Genomic DNA, 15,455 nt, shown 5'->3' with positions numbered 1-15,455 from the left:
GCAATCTCAGAAATTTGGTTTCTGCCCACTCCTAAACCATAACAGCTTTAAAAAAGGATTTCAAACATGCCGTTTCTCCCCATAGCTATCGGGACCCTAACGCGAACCTACGAGTCAACGGTCGGCCTCCACTTTGTGACTTTGCATCCCTGCCTGCCAAAGGTAGGTTTGCGAGAATACAGTATTCAAATTCCCCAAATTTTTCCGATATTTGTAAGGTTATGACATTTTTATTCAAGGACTTACTGCAATTTCTTCACTACCTTATCAAGAGAAATCCTGAATAAGCCGGCATTTTCGTATCTTTATATATGTTTGATTTTTAGAGGATTGTTACCCTGACTCGGGTCTGAGGATCATATTTATTTAATATCTAAATTTTAAAAAATGCCTTTTTATCATAAATTAGGAAGTATTCCGCCCAAAAGACACACCCAGTTTAGAAAAGCCGACGGCAGTTTGTATTACGAGCAACTGTTCGGCACCATTGGTTTTGATGGGATGTCCACCAATAGCTACCACGAACAGCGACCGACACAGGTTAAGGAAATAAAAAATCAATACAGCGTCTCGCCAAAAATTGCAAACGCCAACAATATCAAATCCTATCGGTTTAGGGGTTTCGAGGTAAAGCCCGAAAAAGACTTTTTGGATAGCCGAAAAACAGTTTTAATCAACAACGATTGCGGCATTATTTTGGCTGCGCCGAAACAATCCACAAAAGCGTATTTTTATAAGAATACGGATGCGGACGAGTTGATTTTTGTCCACAAGGGTACGGGCAAATTGCGAACCATGCTGGGAAATCTAGATTTTAAGTACGGTGATTATTTGTTGATACCCCGTGGCATCATCTATAAAATTGATTTTGATACCGAAGACAATCGGCTTTTTATTGTGGAATCCAGAAGACCCATTTATACACCGAAGCGATACAGAAATTGGTTTGGTCAGTTGTTGGAACATTCCCCCTTTTGCGAACGGGATATCCGAAGACCTGAAGAATTGGAAACCTATAACGAAAATGGGGATTTTTTGATTAAAGTAAAAAAACAGGATGATATCATCGAAATGGTCTATGCCTCTCATCCCTTTGATGTGGTGGGTTATGATGGGTACAATTACCCTTATGCCTTTTCCATTCATGATTTTGAACCCATAACGGGTCGTATCCATCAACCGCCACCGGTGCATCAAACGTTTGAAACCGATGCCTTTGTAGTGTGCAGTTTTGTGCCAAGGTTGTACGATTACCATCCGCAGTCCATTCCCGCACCATACAATCATAGCAACATTGATAGTGATGAGGTACTCTATTATGTAGATGGTGATTTTATGAGCAGGAATGATGTTGAGGCCGGGCATATTTCGTTGCACCCAGCAGGTATTCCGCATGGGCCTCATCCTGGTGCCACAGAGCGAAGTATTGGTAAAACAGAAACTGAAGAATTGGCCGTGATGGTAGATACATTTAAACCCTTAATGGTCACGGAAGAGGCGATGAAAATAGCCGATGAGGGGTATCACAAATCGTGGTTGTAACAAGCCTCCCCTAAATCCCTCCGCCCGTGTGTCGCCGAAGCTTTAGCGGAGGAGCAAGGAGGGGAACTGAGTACTCAGAGGTTGAGTCTTGGAAAATGAAAATAAAAAACTTTTTAAAATAAATACTCAAATTCCCGCTTTGAGTTTCCCGCCTAAGGCGGGATTAAGAGGGGCTCATAATGAAAAACATAAAATCAGTAAACTACGGTTTAGAAAAAATATTTGAAGGGGCGCAGGACTTCTTGCCTCTATTAGGAACAGATTACGTTGAACTTTACGTGGGCAATGCCAAGCAGGCGGCCCACTTTTATAAAACTGCATTTGGGTTTCAGTCCCATGCCTACAAGGGTTTGGAAACAGGCTCGAAAGACACGGTAAGCTATGTGCTTAAACAGGATAAGATCCGTTTGGTATTGACGACACCATTGACTAGCAAGTCAAAACTAAATGACCACATCGTAAAGCATGGGGATGGTGTTAAAGTAATTGCGCTTTGGGTGGAAGATGCGCGAAAGGCATACCAGGAAACCACAAGTAGAGGAGCCAAATCCTATATGGAGCCATTTGTAGAAAGTGATGAGCACGGCGAAGTAGTCAGAGCTGGGATTTATACTTATGGCGAAACCGTGCACATGTTTGTGGAACGCAAAAATTACAACGGGGCGTTTTTGCCGGGATTTCGGAAATGGGAATCCGATTACAGCCCTAAGCCGGTCGGTCTTAAGTATATCGACCACATGGTGGGTAACGTGGGCTGGGGCCAAATGAACACTTGGGTAAAATGGTACGAGGACGTGATGGGTTTTGAAAATTTCCTCTCTTTTGACGATAAGCAAATCCATACGGAATACTCGGCACTGATGAGCAAGGTGATGAGTAATGGTAACGGACGCATAAAATTCCCGATTAACGAGCCGGCTAAAGGGAAGAAAAAATCTCAAATTGAGGAGTATTTGGATTTTTATGAAGGTGCAGGGGTGCAACATATTGCCGTGGCCACGGATGACATAATTGAAACAGTATCGCAGTTGCGAAGCCGTGGCGTGGAGTTTTTATCCAAACCGCCGGAGACCTATTATCAAGCTGTGCCAGGTCGATTGGAGGAGCATAGCCACGAACTTAGAGAGGATATTGAAACCCTTAAAAACTTGGGTATTATGATTGATGCAGACGAGGAAGGCTATTTGTTGCAAATATTTACAAAACCTGTTCAGGATAGGCCCACTTTGTTCTTTGAAATCATACAGCGTATGGGTGCTAGAGGGTTTGGAGCAGGAAACTTTAAAGCGCTTTTTGAATCGATTGAACGCGAGCAGGCCAGTCGAGGAACGCTTTAAGTAGCTTGGGGGATTCCATTTCTGTATGAGTGAGCATTACCTTCTTTACTCCTCCGCTAAAGCTTCGGCGACACACGGGCGGAGGGGATAGGGGTGGATTTTAAGAGCAAGAGTGGCGCGTTAGGGTCCCGGATAGCTATCGGGAGCAGAGGAAAGCCCACAGTCACGCCTTAAAGCGTGACGAGGACTTGGAACGGAAAGCCCGACCCTTGTGGTAACGCCCTAAAAACGGTAAAATCTTCACATAAGTATAACTTTTTCTGCCATAATGGGTTTCAATAAAATTTCTATTTTTGGAACAGTAATTGTAATTTCTAGGGTATAACAATAAAATGTGGCCTTGAAAGTTACATTATAATGACCCAAATGGCATGAAAAGAATACTACTTATATTAATAGCATTAATGTCGATGTACGCGGCGGTAGCCCAACAGGAATCGGCTTTTGATACAGGCGAGTGGTTCAAGTTTAAGATGAGCTACAGTAGCTGGCTGAAGGCTGGGAACGCTACCTTAACGGTTAAAGATGGCAGGATCGGCGAGAAGGATGTGTATCACGTGGTGGGCAAAGGCTGGACTACGGGCATGATTAAATGGTTTTTTAAGGTGAAGGACCGTTATGAAAGTTATTTTGATAAGGAAACCATTGTGCCCTACAAGTTTGTTAGGAATATTGACGAAGGTGGGCATACGAAGGATATTGAGATAGATTTTGACCAAGAGAACAACAAAGCTCACGTCAACAATAAAAAGCACAAAACACAAAAGGTTTTTGATACCCGACCTGATATTCAGGACATGGTGTCAACCTTCTATTATCTTCGGAATAATGTGAATACGGATACCCTAAAAACAGGTGATGAAGTAAGGGTGGATATGTTTTTTGATGAGGAAAATTACGGGTTTAAACTTAAATATTTGGGTGAAGAAACCATTGAAACGGACTTTGGTATGGTAAAAACCCTTAAATTTAGGCCTTACGTGATGGCAGGAAGGGTATTTAAAGAGGAAGAAAGCTTAACGCTTTGGGTTTCCAAAGACAAAAATAAAGTACCTTTACGAGTTCAAGCTGATTTGGCGGTTGGTTCACTTCGGGCAGACCTTGAGGCCTTTAAGGGGTTGAAATATCCGTTTCAAATCGTTGTCGATAATTAATGAAATCAGAGGCTGACATAACCAAAAAACTTAAGGAAAAGTACAATTCCATAGACCAAGATTTTGATGTTCACTTAGAAGGCTTGCTCCATAGCAAACCAATTAGCTATTGGGACTATATTCAAACGGACGTACTGCTCAACCTTCAAAAACCCAGAACGGACTTTCCTGACGAGATGGTGTTTATTATGTACCATCAGATTAGCGAACTGCTTTTCAAAATGATTCTTACAGAAATTGAGCAGGTGGCCAAAAATGAAATCGACTATTTGGATACTGCTATTTTTACTGAAAAAATAATGCGCATCAGTCGGTATTTTGACGTTTTGACTTCTTCCTTTAGCATTATGAAGGACGGGATGAATATTGACCAATACAATCAATTCCGGACGACATTGACCCCTGCCAGCGGTTTCCAAAGCGCACAATACAGAAAAGTGGAGTTTGCCTCTACTGAATTGATCAATCTGATAGACAAGCGTTTTCGTGATACTATTGACAGAAGTTCTTCTTATGAAAATGCCTTTGAGCATTTGTATTGGCAAGCGGCAGGTAAGGATTATGAAACAGGTAAAAAAACCTATACTTTATCCGATTTTGAGGTGCGTTATAAAGAAGAGTTCATTAGATTTACAAAGTTTTATCAGCATAATAACCTTTGGAGCAAATTCAAGGAATTACCTAAAGCATCCCAGTCCGACGAGGCATTGGTAAATGCCATGCGTCACTACGATTATACAGTAAACGTAAAATGGGTAATGGCGCATTACAATACGGCCAACCATTATTTAAATATTGGGGGAAAAGCAGCCGAGGCCACTGGTGGTAGCGAATGGGTTAAATACATGCATCCAAAGTATCAAAAACGAATATTTTTTCCAGATTTATGGACAGCTCAAGAAATACGCGATTGGGGAACAAATATTTAATAGGATTAGCACTAGGTATCTTTTTTTTAGGGTGCAAGGAAGAATCCAAACCTGTGGTAGAACAGGAAGTAGTTGAGGTGATTGAAGAACCTGAGCCAGTAATGGAATTTGGTTTTGCGTTGGACGACTTTATCGTGAAGCGCGACACTATAAAAAATGGCGATACTTTCGGGATTATTTTGGAACGGCATAATGTGGGTTATCCCAAAATTTTCAATATTGCTGAAAAGGCAAAGGACACGTTTGATATAAGGCGAGGACTGCAAGTGGGAAAGCCCTACACGGTTTTATGTGCCAAAGACTCTTTGGAAACTGCAAAAACCTTCATCTATCAACCTAATTTGGAAGATTTTGTTGTTATTAATTTTCAAGATTCCATCCATGCCTATAGAAGTAGAAAGCCTATCAAATATGTTGAAAAAGTAGCTACGGGCGTCGTTGAAGATAATATTTCATTAACTTTGGAAGAACAGGGGTTAAGCCCCAGACTAGCCTATATAATGGCAGACGATATTTATGCGTGGACTATCGATTTTAGGCGCCTGCAAAAAGGGGATAGATTTAAAGTAATTTATACCGATAAGTATATTGATGATACTATATACACTGGTGTAGAAAAAATTAAGGCTGCTTATTTTGAACATAATAAAGAGCCTTTTTATGCATTTGAATTTATGACGGATACCGTAAAAGGTATTATCGACTATTTTGATGATAATGCCAAAAATTTAAGACGTGCATTTTTAAAGGCTCCAGTAAAGTTTAGTAGAATATCGTCCAGATATAATTTAAGAAGGCGCATTGCGGTTTATGGATATCGGGTGCGGCCACATAAAGGCACCGATTTTGCGGCGCCCATTGGAACACCAATTATGGCTACGGCAAATGGAACGGTTACTGAGTCAAGGAGAAGAGGCGGGAATGGTAACTATGTAAAAATTCGGCACAATGCAACCTACGAAACACAATACCTTCATATGAGCAGGCGAAAGGCAAAAGTTGGGCAGTTTGTTAAGCAGGGCGATGTTATTGGCTGGGTAGGTATGACAGGAAACACTGGTGGGCCACATGTTTGCTATCGTTTCTGGAAAAACGGTAGGCAAGTAGATCCTTTTAAACAAAAACTGCCAGAGGCCAAACCTATTTCAGATTCTTTAAAAGTGAAGTATTTGGAATTTATTCAACCTTTAAAGCATAAACTAGATAACATATTTTTTCAACCAGAAATTACAGAAGAGGAACTAAACCAACCTGTAATTTACCAATCCAACTCGTAATATGGCACTACCAAATGTAAACCCCACCGCAACCCCTTCCTGGAAAAAGTTAGGAGAGCATTTCGATAAAACAAAATCCATTAAAATGAAGGATTTATTTGCAAAGGATTCAGACAGAGCGAATAAATTCAGTATTAAATGGGATGATTTTTATGTTGATTTCTCCAAAAATAGAATTACGGAAGAGACCTTTAAATACCTTTTGGAATTGGCAGATGATGTCAGATTAAAAGATGCTATCCAAAGTCAGTTTTCAGGTGAAAAAATTAATCAAACGGAAGGGAGGGCTGTATTGCATACTGCACTAAGAGCACCGGAATCTGCAGTTTTTGAAGTAGATGGGAAAAACGTAATTCCAGAGGTATATGACGTAAAGCGAAAAATAGAAGCCTTTACCAATGAAGTGATAAGCGGAGAGCGAAAGGGCTTTAGCGGAAAACCATTTACGCACGTGGTAAATATTGGTATTGGAGGTTCTGATTTGGGACCAGCCATGGTAGTTGATTCCTTACAGTATTACAAAAATCATTTGACCACTCATTTTGTGAGCAATGTGGATGGTGATCATGTCAATGAAGTCATAAAGAAAATAAATAGGGAAACTACCCTTTTTGTTGTTGTATCAAAAACCTTTACTACACAAGAGACTATCTCCAACGCCAATACCATAAAATCTTGGTTTTTGGAGTCGGCTGAAGAAGAGGATATCGCAAAGCATTTTGTAGCGGTATCCACAAACTTGGATGCGGTAAAGAGTTTTGGAATAGACGAGAATAATGTTTTTCCGATGTGGGATTGGGTAGGAGGCCGTTTCTCACTTTGGAGTGCCGTTGGGTTGTCCATTAGTTTGGCCGTTGGATACAACAACTATGATAGTTTGTTAACTGGCGCCCATAAAATGGATCAACATTTTAAGAACGAGGACTTTAGCAACAATATCCCCGTAGTTTTAGGGCTTATTAGTATTTGGTACAATAACTTTTTTAAGGCCGAAAGCGAAGCTATTATACCCTACTCTCAATATTTAAACCAGTTTGCAACCTATTTGCAACAGGGTATCATGGAGAGTAATGGAAAGTCAGTGGATAGAAACGGCAACCCAATTGATTACGAAACAGGTACTTTAATCTGGGGGGAGCCGGGAACTAACTCACAACATGCGTTTTTCCAATTGATACATCAAGGTACAAAGCTTATTCCAGCGGATTTCATTGGTTTTGTTAAATCGCTTCATGGCAATCAAGACCATCAAGATAAATTGATTTCAAACTTCTTGGCACAAACTGAGGCTTTATTAAATGGTAAAACAAAAGAACAGGTTATTGCAGAAGGGACAGAAGAAGCTATTATTCCTTTTAAAGTCTTTTCTGGGAACAAACCTACCAATACTATTTTCATTAATAAATTGACCCCAGAAAGCTTGGGCAAATTAATAGCCATGTACGAGCACAAAATATTTGTGCAAGGGGTAATTTGGAACATTTTTAGTTACGACCAGTTTGGGGTAGAATTAGGGAAACAACTAGCAAATAAAATTCTCAAAGAATTTAGTGGTGAAGCTAAGAACGAGCATGATGGCTCTACAGCAAATTTGTTGAGTTATTATAAACAGCAGTCATAAATCCAAAGGATATTTTTTGAAGACACCGATTCATGCGAATGGGTGTCTTTTTTTTGTTAATAATTGAGGTTAAAACTCTTAACGTTTAGTTAATGTTAGTGTTTCAATATTGCCTAATTTTGGGGTGACTAATTTCAAATTATTAAATAATTTTTCAAAAATTATGAAAAAAACTACCAATTTATTGATTTTGGTAACAGTTTTGCTTTTTGCAACGGTTGCCATGGCTCAAAGTACCATAAAAGGTACTGTAATTGACGCCGATCTAAACACACCGCTCCCAGGAGCCAATGTGATTGAAAAGGGCACTACCAATGGTGTGTCTTCTGATTTTGATGGGAATTTTACGTTGAATTCGGAAAATAATTCAGGTAGCATAGTCGTAACCTATGTTGGGTACGGGTCTGTCACTATCAGTTTTAATGGAGATGCTAATCTTGGTAAAATAGAATTAAGCCCCGATAATTCTTTGGGCGAAATTGTGATTACTGGAACGGGAGTTATCGATTTGGCTGAAGATAGAAATACACCAATTGCAGTATCTACCATTAAGGCAAAAGAAATAAGGGAAAGAGCCGGTAACTGGGATTTACCCGAAGTACTAAAATCAACACCATCCGTCCAAAATATTAAAGGTGGTGGTTTTGGTGACGGTAGCATGTTTTTAAGAGGTTTTGACCAAACCAATACGGCGTTTATGTTAAATGGTCAGCCTATAAACAGTCCAGAAGACGGCAGGATGTTCTGGTCTAACTGGGCCGGTGTTTTGGATGTAGCTAATGCTGTACAGGTACAACGTGGTTTGGGGTCTTCTAAACTTGCTATTTCATCTGTAGGTGGTACGGTAAATATCGTCACTAAAACTGTTGACAGAAAAGAAGGTGGGTTTTTCCAAACTATGGTTGGAAACGATGACTACATTAAAACTAATGCTTACTATTCCACTGGTTTGCTAGAGAGTGGCTGGGCATTTTCTGCAATGTTGGGCCATTGGCAAGGTGACGGCTATGTAGAAGATACTGATGGCCAAGGACAAACCTATTTCTTGTCTTTGGGATACAAGCCCAGTGATAAACATTTGTTCAACTTCTTGTTAACCGGAGCGCCACAATGGCATGCGGCAGCGGGTAGAGACAGAATTAGTGCTTTTTTAGAGAATGGGATAAAATACAATCCATGGAATTTTGAAGGGGTTAATAGCCCTAATAATCTAAAAAGCGGAAGATATCCAGGTGGGCGCAATATTTACCATAAACCTGTCGCCAACTTAAGTTGGGATTTCGCGATAAACGATAAATCATCTCTCTCCACAATTATTTATGGGTCTATTGGGCGAGGAAGTTTTGCCCAAGCGAGAACTAGCGGGGGAGAGGTTACCTACGCCAGGGGTTCGAACAATAACCATAACTGGTATGGAGTGGTTTCAAATTATGAAAACCAATTGAGTGAGAGCCTTAGCCTTAATTTTGGTATTGATGTGCGTTTGTACAACGGTATTCACTTTAGGGATGTTAGAGAATTCATTTCTGTCAATTCGGTAAGCGCCAATAGTGCATTCAATGGAGGGGATTATGAATTGACCAATGCATTTGGTGGCGTGAATCCATGGAATGTAACATTCAACCCAAATGATGGCCATGGGCAGCGTTTTGGTTACGATTACGAAGAGCAAATTAATTATGGAGGGGTTTTTGGTCAGTTGGAATACACCAAAAACAATTTTTCTGCTTTTTTCCAAGGTTCTGCCTCTTCCCAATCCCATGTGAGAACCGAATATCTAAATGCTGCCAATGAAGGGCAATCCGAGGAATCAGAAAAAGTAAATAACCCGGGATTTAATGTAAAGGCTGGGACCGCCTATACAATTGCCGATCAGCATAAGGTATTTGCCAATGTTGGCTTTTATTCCCGCCAGCCATTTCACAGCGACTTGTTCGTAAGCGACAGGAATTCTAATGAATTGATAGTACCAGAAGTTGAAAACCAGGAAATCACCGGTATTGAGGCAGGATATCAATTTGGAGGTAACAGGGTCTCTGCAAACTTAAATGTATACCATACTACCTGGGCGAATAGAACTTTGCTCAATAACAATGGTCAGGACCAAGGGACATCTGAGTTTCGATTATTCCAAACACAGGGTGTTACCCAAGTACACCAAGGTATAGAATTGGAGGTGTTTACAAGACCGTTTGACGGGCTTAGAGTGAATGGTTTCATTTCTTTTGGTGATTGGAAATTTGATGGCAATGGAAGAAGAAGGGTGTTCGATGAGGCTGGAAATGAGGTTGAAGCAGAAACTGAAGTTGATTTGGATGGTCTGCAAGTTGGAGGTGCTGCTCAAACCACTGGAGGCCTTTCTGCGTTCTATACAATTTGTAAAAGTTTAAATCTGGACGCAACTTGGAACTTCTACAGCGGACTATTCTCCCAAGGGGATGCTTCAAAGGATGCGCCTCCAATAGAATTGCCAGAATATGATACTGTTGACTTAGGACTTACTTACAGAATGCTTGTGGGTGAAAATAAAGAGAAATCTATCGTATTTAGGGCAAATGTGAATAACATCTTCCAAGAGATTTATTTAGAATCCGTGAATGGAAATACTGCGGCATCTTCTGATCCGGCTGAAAATTATAAAGGCGTTAATGTCAACAATAATGGGCGATTTGGATATGGTAGGACTTGGAACGTGAGTGCACGTTTTAATTTCTAAAAATTGCAAATTAGTAGAAACCGCTCCCTTCCCGATAGCTATCAGGAGGAGCGGTTTTTTTATCAACTAAAATCACTATTTTTGGTATCATTTTAAAACGAAACCATCATGTACGAAACTATACAAGTATTACATTCCTACTGGGCCTACATCGTGTTGATAGTATTAATAATAGCGGTGTTTAACGCCATTATCAAATCTGTTGGGGGGAAAGAATACGAAGCTAAGGACTTTAGGATTTCATTGTTTACTTTAATAGTGTCACATATTCAATTACTAATAGGTATTATCCTATATTTTGTAGCCCCTTGGATTAAATCCTTTGGAGAGCTTGGTATGGGTGGCGTCATGAAGGATTCGTTGTTGCGCTTGTATTTGGTGGAGCATCCTTTAGTGAACATTATTGCCGTGGCTTTGATCACCATTGGCTATTCCAAACATAAAAAGAAGTTGACCTCCGCACCTAAGTTGAAGACTATTGCCTCTTTTTATACCATAGCGTTGTTGTTATTCCTGTCAAGAATTCCTTGGGACGCTTGGTTTAGATAGACGGGGCGAGTTATAAAGTTTTTTAGTTTGACTTGTGAGGTTTTCGAAACACAACTCTTCAAAATAGTTTTATGTAAGCCCTCCTAATTTCGATGGCATTGAAATTTTCCTCCCTTTTGAAAATGGAGGAGCAGATATTAGACAAAATTTATATAGAATTTTAAAGATTTCGAAATGCATCATCGTATTTAGCTCTCCTCTTTACAAAAAGAGGAGAATGAATTTCAATTTTTAATAAAGAATTGAAAGAAAGAGGAGTTGGGGTCTTACGCAACGCTTTTTTCTATTTTGAACATTGCTGTTTCTAAAAACTAGATAAGTCTTCTTTATTGCACCTCCTTAATCAAATACACATATACCGGAAAATGGTCGCTAAAACCATTACTAAAGCCGCTGTAGTTCCAACTTCTAAAAGGGTAACCTTCATATCTTCCGTTTGATGTGATTAAGTAGCTTTTGTTAAAAATACCTGCTTTGTAGAATCGAAAAGACGAATACTTTTTTTCAAGTAGGGGTTTGGATAGAATAATTTGATCAAAAAGGCTCCAATTGTCACGATAGGCGGTAGTACCCAACCCATCGCGATAAAAGTTTTCAAAAGGATTGTACAGGCCTTTAAAACCGACTTTTTTGCGTTTTCGTTGTGTTTTTAAAACTGATTTTAAACTTTCGTTATTTGGGTTGTCATTCAAATCACCCATAACGACAATTTTGGCGTAGGGGTCTATAACCTGTAAGGAATCTACAATACGCTTGTTCAATTTTGCGGCGGCAACGCGTTTGGGATTGCTACGCACTTCACCTCCACGTCTGGAAGGCCAATGGTTTACAATGATGTGGATGAGATCACCTTCCAACTCACCACTCACCACCAATTGATCGCGGGTAGTCAATTCCTTTCGGTTTTGGTCATCAAAAATGCGAAGTTTATAGGTGTTGTAATGTATTGGCGTAAAAAGCTGTTTCTGGTATAAAAGTGCTACATCAATCCCTCTGGCATCCGGTGAATCTTTATGAACAATGCCGTAATTTTTATCAATTAATATAGAATCGTTTATAAGGTCGTCAATAACCGATCGGTTTTCAACTTCACAAATGCCTAAAATGGCCGGCGAGTTTTGGGTCACATCCTTCCCAATATCGGCAATTACCCGTGCCATGTTTTTCACCTTTTGATGATAGGCTTGGTTACGATCAGTTTTCAGTTCCATGATAGGGCTGTACTCATCAAACTTCAACGGATCGTTAATCGTATCGAAAAGATTTTCAAGATTGTAAAAACCAACGGTATGGATTTTAAACCTCTTGTCTTGGGCATTGGAATTGCCAATTCCAATTAAAAAAAGTAGGATAAAAGCCAGTCTCGAAAATTTCATTTGATGGAATATAGAAACGTTCACGTTTGCAACAATACAAAACCCAAGCCAAAGTTAAACGTTTATACGAAATATTGTGTTTTATCCTTCATTCGGTTACTTTTACGTACTTTGTGTGTCCTATATAGTATCTATGAATAAATTTGCCCTCATACTTTTATTCGGATTATTTTCTATCAAAGGCATTTGCCAGCAGACTATTGTAAAAGGAAGCGTAAAGGATGCGGTATCGTTTCAGCCGATTTTGAATGTGACGGTGGAATTGGAAGGCACGGAATTGGTAACTTTAACTGATGTCCAAGGTGAATTCGTCTTTAATGTGAATGTCCCTTTCGGGGAGCAAATTCTAAAGATTTCCAAAACGGGTTATGTTTCAAAACGGTTTCCAATCATTATTGATGAAGGCAAAACTATCGATATAAGCGATATGACTTTAGAGCGCGACCTCACCCAAAGCCAGGACCTGTTTACCATTACCCTTTCCGATGACGAACTGGATAATGATGCCAGTGGAGCTGATAATATTACAGGCCTTTTATCTTCTTCTTTAGATGTCTTTCAACGCACGGCCGCTTTCGAATTTAGTCAGTCTTTTTTCAGGCTGAGAGGATTGGACTCCGAACATGGAACGGTACTCATTAATGGCATCCCAATGAATAAATTATACAACGGCAGGCCTCAGTGGAGCAATTGGGGGGGATTAAACGATGTGATGAGAAATCAGGAACTTACGACAGGTTTGGCACCATCGGATTATAATTTTGGAGGCATTTTAGGAACCACAAATATCAATGTCAGAGCTTCCGAAGCAAGGCAAGGTGGACGATTGACCTATTCGTCTTCAAACCGGAGTTATACCAATCGATTGATGGCTACTTACGCTTCGGGACTATTAAAAAACAATTGGGCATACACTGTTTCTTTGGCACGGAGATGGGGCAATGAGGGGTATCAAGATGCTACATTGTATGACGCCAACTCCATATTTCTTTCTGTGGAAAAAAAATTGAACGACAAGCATAGCCTAAATTTTACGGGAATTTATGCGCCCAACCGTAGAGGGAAATCTTCGCCAAATACACAGGAGGTTTTCGATTTGAAAGGTATTCGGTATAACGAATATTGGGGATGGCAAGATGGCAAAAAACGCAACTCTCGTATTAAAGAAGTGGAAGAGCCCATTGTCATGTTGAACCATTATTGGAATCTCTCTTCCAAAACAAAATTGAATACCAATTTGGCCTATCAGTTTGGAAAGCTGGGGAATAGCCGATTGGATAATAATGGTACCGATTTGGACAATGGTGTTCCAATCGGGGGTGGTGCAAACCCAAGTCCCACCTATTATCAAAAACTACCGAGTTATGCGCTTTTTAGGTATTCTGGTGATGAAGCGGATGCGAATGCATATAAGAGTCTTGTAGAATTCCAAGACAACGGACAAATCAAATGGAACGAACTGTATATAGCGAATGTTGGCAACTCGGAAAGGGGAGGCAATGCAGTGTACGCTCTCTATGAAGACCGTGTGGACGATACGCAATTCACTTTTAATTCTATTTTAAATTCTGAAGTGAATGATCATTTAATTTTGAATGCAGGTGTGAGTGTTCAGACTCTTAAATCTGAAAATTTTGCTGAGGTTTTAGATTTACTCGGAGCATCCACCTATTTGGATGTAGATCAGTTTGCCGAAGATACCAACGAAGCCCAAAACGATTTACAAAACCCGAATCGCTTGGTTGGCGAGGGTGATAGATTTAAATACAATTTCAATTTGTTTGCCAATGTAATCAATGGCTTTGCCCAAGTACAGTTCCGTTACAACAAGTTGGATGTTTTCTTTTCAGGAAGTGTGACCAGTACTCAGTATCAACGCGAAGGCCTTTATCAAAATGGTGCGTTTCCGGACAATTCCTTAGGGAAAGGCGAAAAACTAAATTTCACAGGCTTTGGGGCTAAGGGTGGCGCAACTTATAAAATTTCAGGGAAACATTTATTGAATTTGAATGGGGGCTATGTAAGCCGGGCACCATCGCTAAGAAACACCTTCTCTAATTCGCGGGAAAATCATAATGTTGTACCCAATATTACGGAAGAAAAAATACAGTCCGCGGATGCGAGTTATATATTCCGCTCGCCCATAGTAAAAGCAAAGTTGACGGGCTATTATACCAAGATTCAGGATGCCAATGAGATTTCCTTCTTTTTTGTTGAAGGCGTTGGTGGAGATAATGTAGCCTTCGTGCAGGAAATTTTACAGGGTATAGACAAGCAACATATCGGTGGGGAATTGGGTATCGAAGCCCAAATAACGTCCACCATAAAATTAAAAGGTGTGGCCTCTTTGGGTCAATTCACTTATGCTAATAACCCAAATCTGTATTTGACAACCGAAGCGGATGATGAATCGATTGCGGCTGGGTTTGTGGACGGGTTTCGGGATTTCGGGCAGTCCAATTTAAAAAATTACAAAATAGCATCTGGACCCCATCGGGCGTATTCCGTTGGTTTTGAGTATCGAGATCCGGATTATTGGTGGTTTGGAGCAACAGCCAATTTTTTTACACACACCTATATTGACATCAGTCCCTTAAACCGCTCCTCCAATTTTACAACGGATTTTGACGGTAATGTGTTTAACGATTATGATGAAGATTTGGCAAGGGAATTATTAAAACAGGAGCGTTTTGACGATTATATGGTAGTAAATTTGATTGGAGGAAAGTCTTGGAAAGTCGGCAAAGGGAGTAAATATATAAGCCTCTTTGCCAGCGTAAACAATTTACTGGATGAGGTCTTTAAAACTGGAGGTTTTGAGGCGGGACGGAATGCCAATTTTAGGGAATTGCGAGAGGACAAAGCTTTAGATACCCCGGTCTTTGGCCCAAAATATTGGTACGGCCGTGGAACGACGTATTTTTTGAATTTGAATTATAGGTTTTGACAATTCC

The 15,455-nt window shown here is 40.1% G+C and carries 10 protein-coding genes; 9 read left to right on the top strand and 1 reads right to left on the bottom strand.

Annotated elements, in window-relative coordinates; all coding sequences use genetic code 11:
- Nucleotides 1–387: 387 nt before the first annotated feature.
- From H7U19_RS07745 to H7U19_RS07710, 8 genes are all read left to right on the top strand, one after another.
- Entirely contained in the window at nucleotides 388–1,542 is a 1,155-nt protein-coding gene (locus H7U19_RS07745; protein WP_186560945.1) for a homogentisate 1,2-dioxygenase, read from the top strand.
- A 176-nt stretch (nucleotides 1,543–1,718) separates the two neighbouring features.
- A complete protein-coding gene (gene hppD, locus H7U19_RS07740; protein ID WP_186561530.1) occupies nucleotides 1,719–2,879 on the top strand; it encodes a 4-hydroxyphenylpyruvate dioxygenase in 1,161 nt (386 codons plus the stop codon).
- Between the two features lie 371 nt (nucleotides 2,880–3,250).
- Nucleotides 3,251–4,033, top strand: a complete 783-nt coding sequence (locus tag H7U19_RS07735) for a DUF3108 domain-containing protein (RefSeq protein WP_186560943.1) — start codon at nucleotides 3,251–3,253, stop codon at nucleotides 4,031–4,033.
- Entirely contained in the window at nucleotides 4,033–4,962 is a 930-nt protein-coding gene (locus tag H7U19_RS07730; protein WP_186560941.1) for a tryptophan 2,3-dioxygenase family protein, read from the top strand. Before H7U19_RS07735 ends, H7U19_RS07730 begins: the two co-directional genes overlap by 1 nt.
- Entirely contained in the window at nucleotides 4,920–6,239 is a 1,320-nt protein-coding gene (locus tag H7U19_RS07725; protein ID WP_186560939.1) for a M23 family metallopeptidase, read from the top strand. The genes H7U19_RS07730 and H7U19_RS07725 overlap by 43 nt, the downstream gene beginning before the upstream one ends.
- 1 nt (nucleotide 6,240) lies before the next feature.
- Entirely contained in the window at nucleotides 6,241–7,860 is a 1,620-nt protein-coding gene (pgi, locus tag H7U19_RS07720; RefSeq protein ID WP_186560937.1) for a glucose-6-phosphate isomerase, read from the top strand.
- A 163-nt stretch (nucleotides 7,861–8,023) separates the two neighbouring features.
- On the top strand, nucleotides 8,024–10,576 hold the full coding sequence (locus H7U19_RS07715) for a TonB-dependent receptor (protein ID WP_186560929.1): 2,553 nt from the start codon (nucleotides 8,024–8,026) through the stop codon (nucleotides 10,574–10,576).
- 108 nt (nucleotides 10,577–10,684) lie between these two features.
- Nucleotides 10,685–11,125: a hypothetical protein gene (locus tag H7U19_RS07710; protein WP_186560921.1), complete on the top strand. Its 441-nt coding sequence runs from the start codon at nucleotides 10,685–10,687 to the stop codon at nucleotides 11,123–11,125.
- Between the two features lie 326 nt (nucleotides 11,126–11,451).
- On the opposite strand, the gene H7U19_RS07705 is transcribed toward H7U19_RS07710, so the two are convergent.
- Nucleotides 11,452–12,501, bottom strand: a complete 1,050-nt coding sequence (locus H7U19_RS07705) for an endonuclease/exonuclease/phosphatase family protein (protein ID WP_186560919.1) — start codon at nucleotides 12,499–12,501, stop codon at nucleotides 11,452–11,454.
- Nucleotides 12,502–12,634: 133 nt separating this feature from the next.
- Here H7U19_RS07705 and H7U19_RS07700 point away from each other — a divergent pair, with 133 nt between their 5' ends.
- Nucleotides 12,635–15,448, top strand: a complete 2,814-nt coding sequence (locus H7U19_RS07700) for a TonB-dependent receptor (protein ID WP_186560917.1) — start codon at nucleotides 12,635–12,637, stop codon at nucleotides 15,446–15,448.
- The last annotated feature ends 7 nt before the right edge of the window (nucleotides 15,449–15,455 follow it).

Origin of the sequence: Hyunsoonleella aquatilis, from assembly GCF_014270105.1 — a bacterium.
Taxonomy (GTDB): domain Bacteria; phylum Bacteroidota; class Bacteroidia; order Flavobacteriales; family Flavobacteriaceae; genus Jejuia; species Jejuia aquatilis.
Note: the sequence above shows the minus strand (reverse complement) of the source record. Positions and strands in the feature narration are given on the sequence as shown.

Coding starts and splice junctions, on each gene's coding strand:
- H7U19_RS07735 (WP_186560943.1), top strand. CDS start 3,251: ATGAAAAGAATACTACTTATATTAATAGCATTAATGTCGATGTACGCG.
- H7U19_RS07725 (WP_186560939.1), top strand. CDS start 4,920: ATGGACAGCTCAAGAAATACGCGATTGGGGAACAAATATTTAATAGGA.
- pgi (WP_186560937.1), top strand. CDS start 6,241: ATGGCACTACCAAATGTAAACCCCACCGCAACCCCTTCCTGGAAAAAG.
- H7U19_RS07715 (WP_186560929.1), top strand. CDS start 8,024: ATGAAAAAAACTACCAATTTATTGATTTTGGTAACAGTTTTGCTTTTT.
- H7U19_RS07730 (WP_186560941.1), top strand. CDS start 4,033: ATGAAATCAGAGGCTGACATAACCAAAAAACTTAAGGAAAAGTACAAT.
- H7U19_RS07705 (WP_186560919.1), bottom strand. CDS start 12,501: ATGAAATTTTCGAGACTGGCTTTTATCCTACTTTTTTTAATTGGAATT.
- H7U19_RS07710 (WP_186560921.1), top strand. CDS start 10,685: ATGTACGAAACTATACAAGTATTACATTCCTACTGGGCCTACATCGTG.
- H7U19_RS07745 (WP_186560945.1), top strand. CDS start 388: ATGCCTTTTTATCATAAATTAGGAAGTATTCCGCCCAAAAGACACACC.
- H7U19_RS07700 (WP_186560917.1), top strand. CDS start 12,635: ATGAATAAATTTGCCCTCATACTTTTATTCGGATTATTTTCTATCAAA.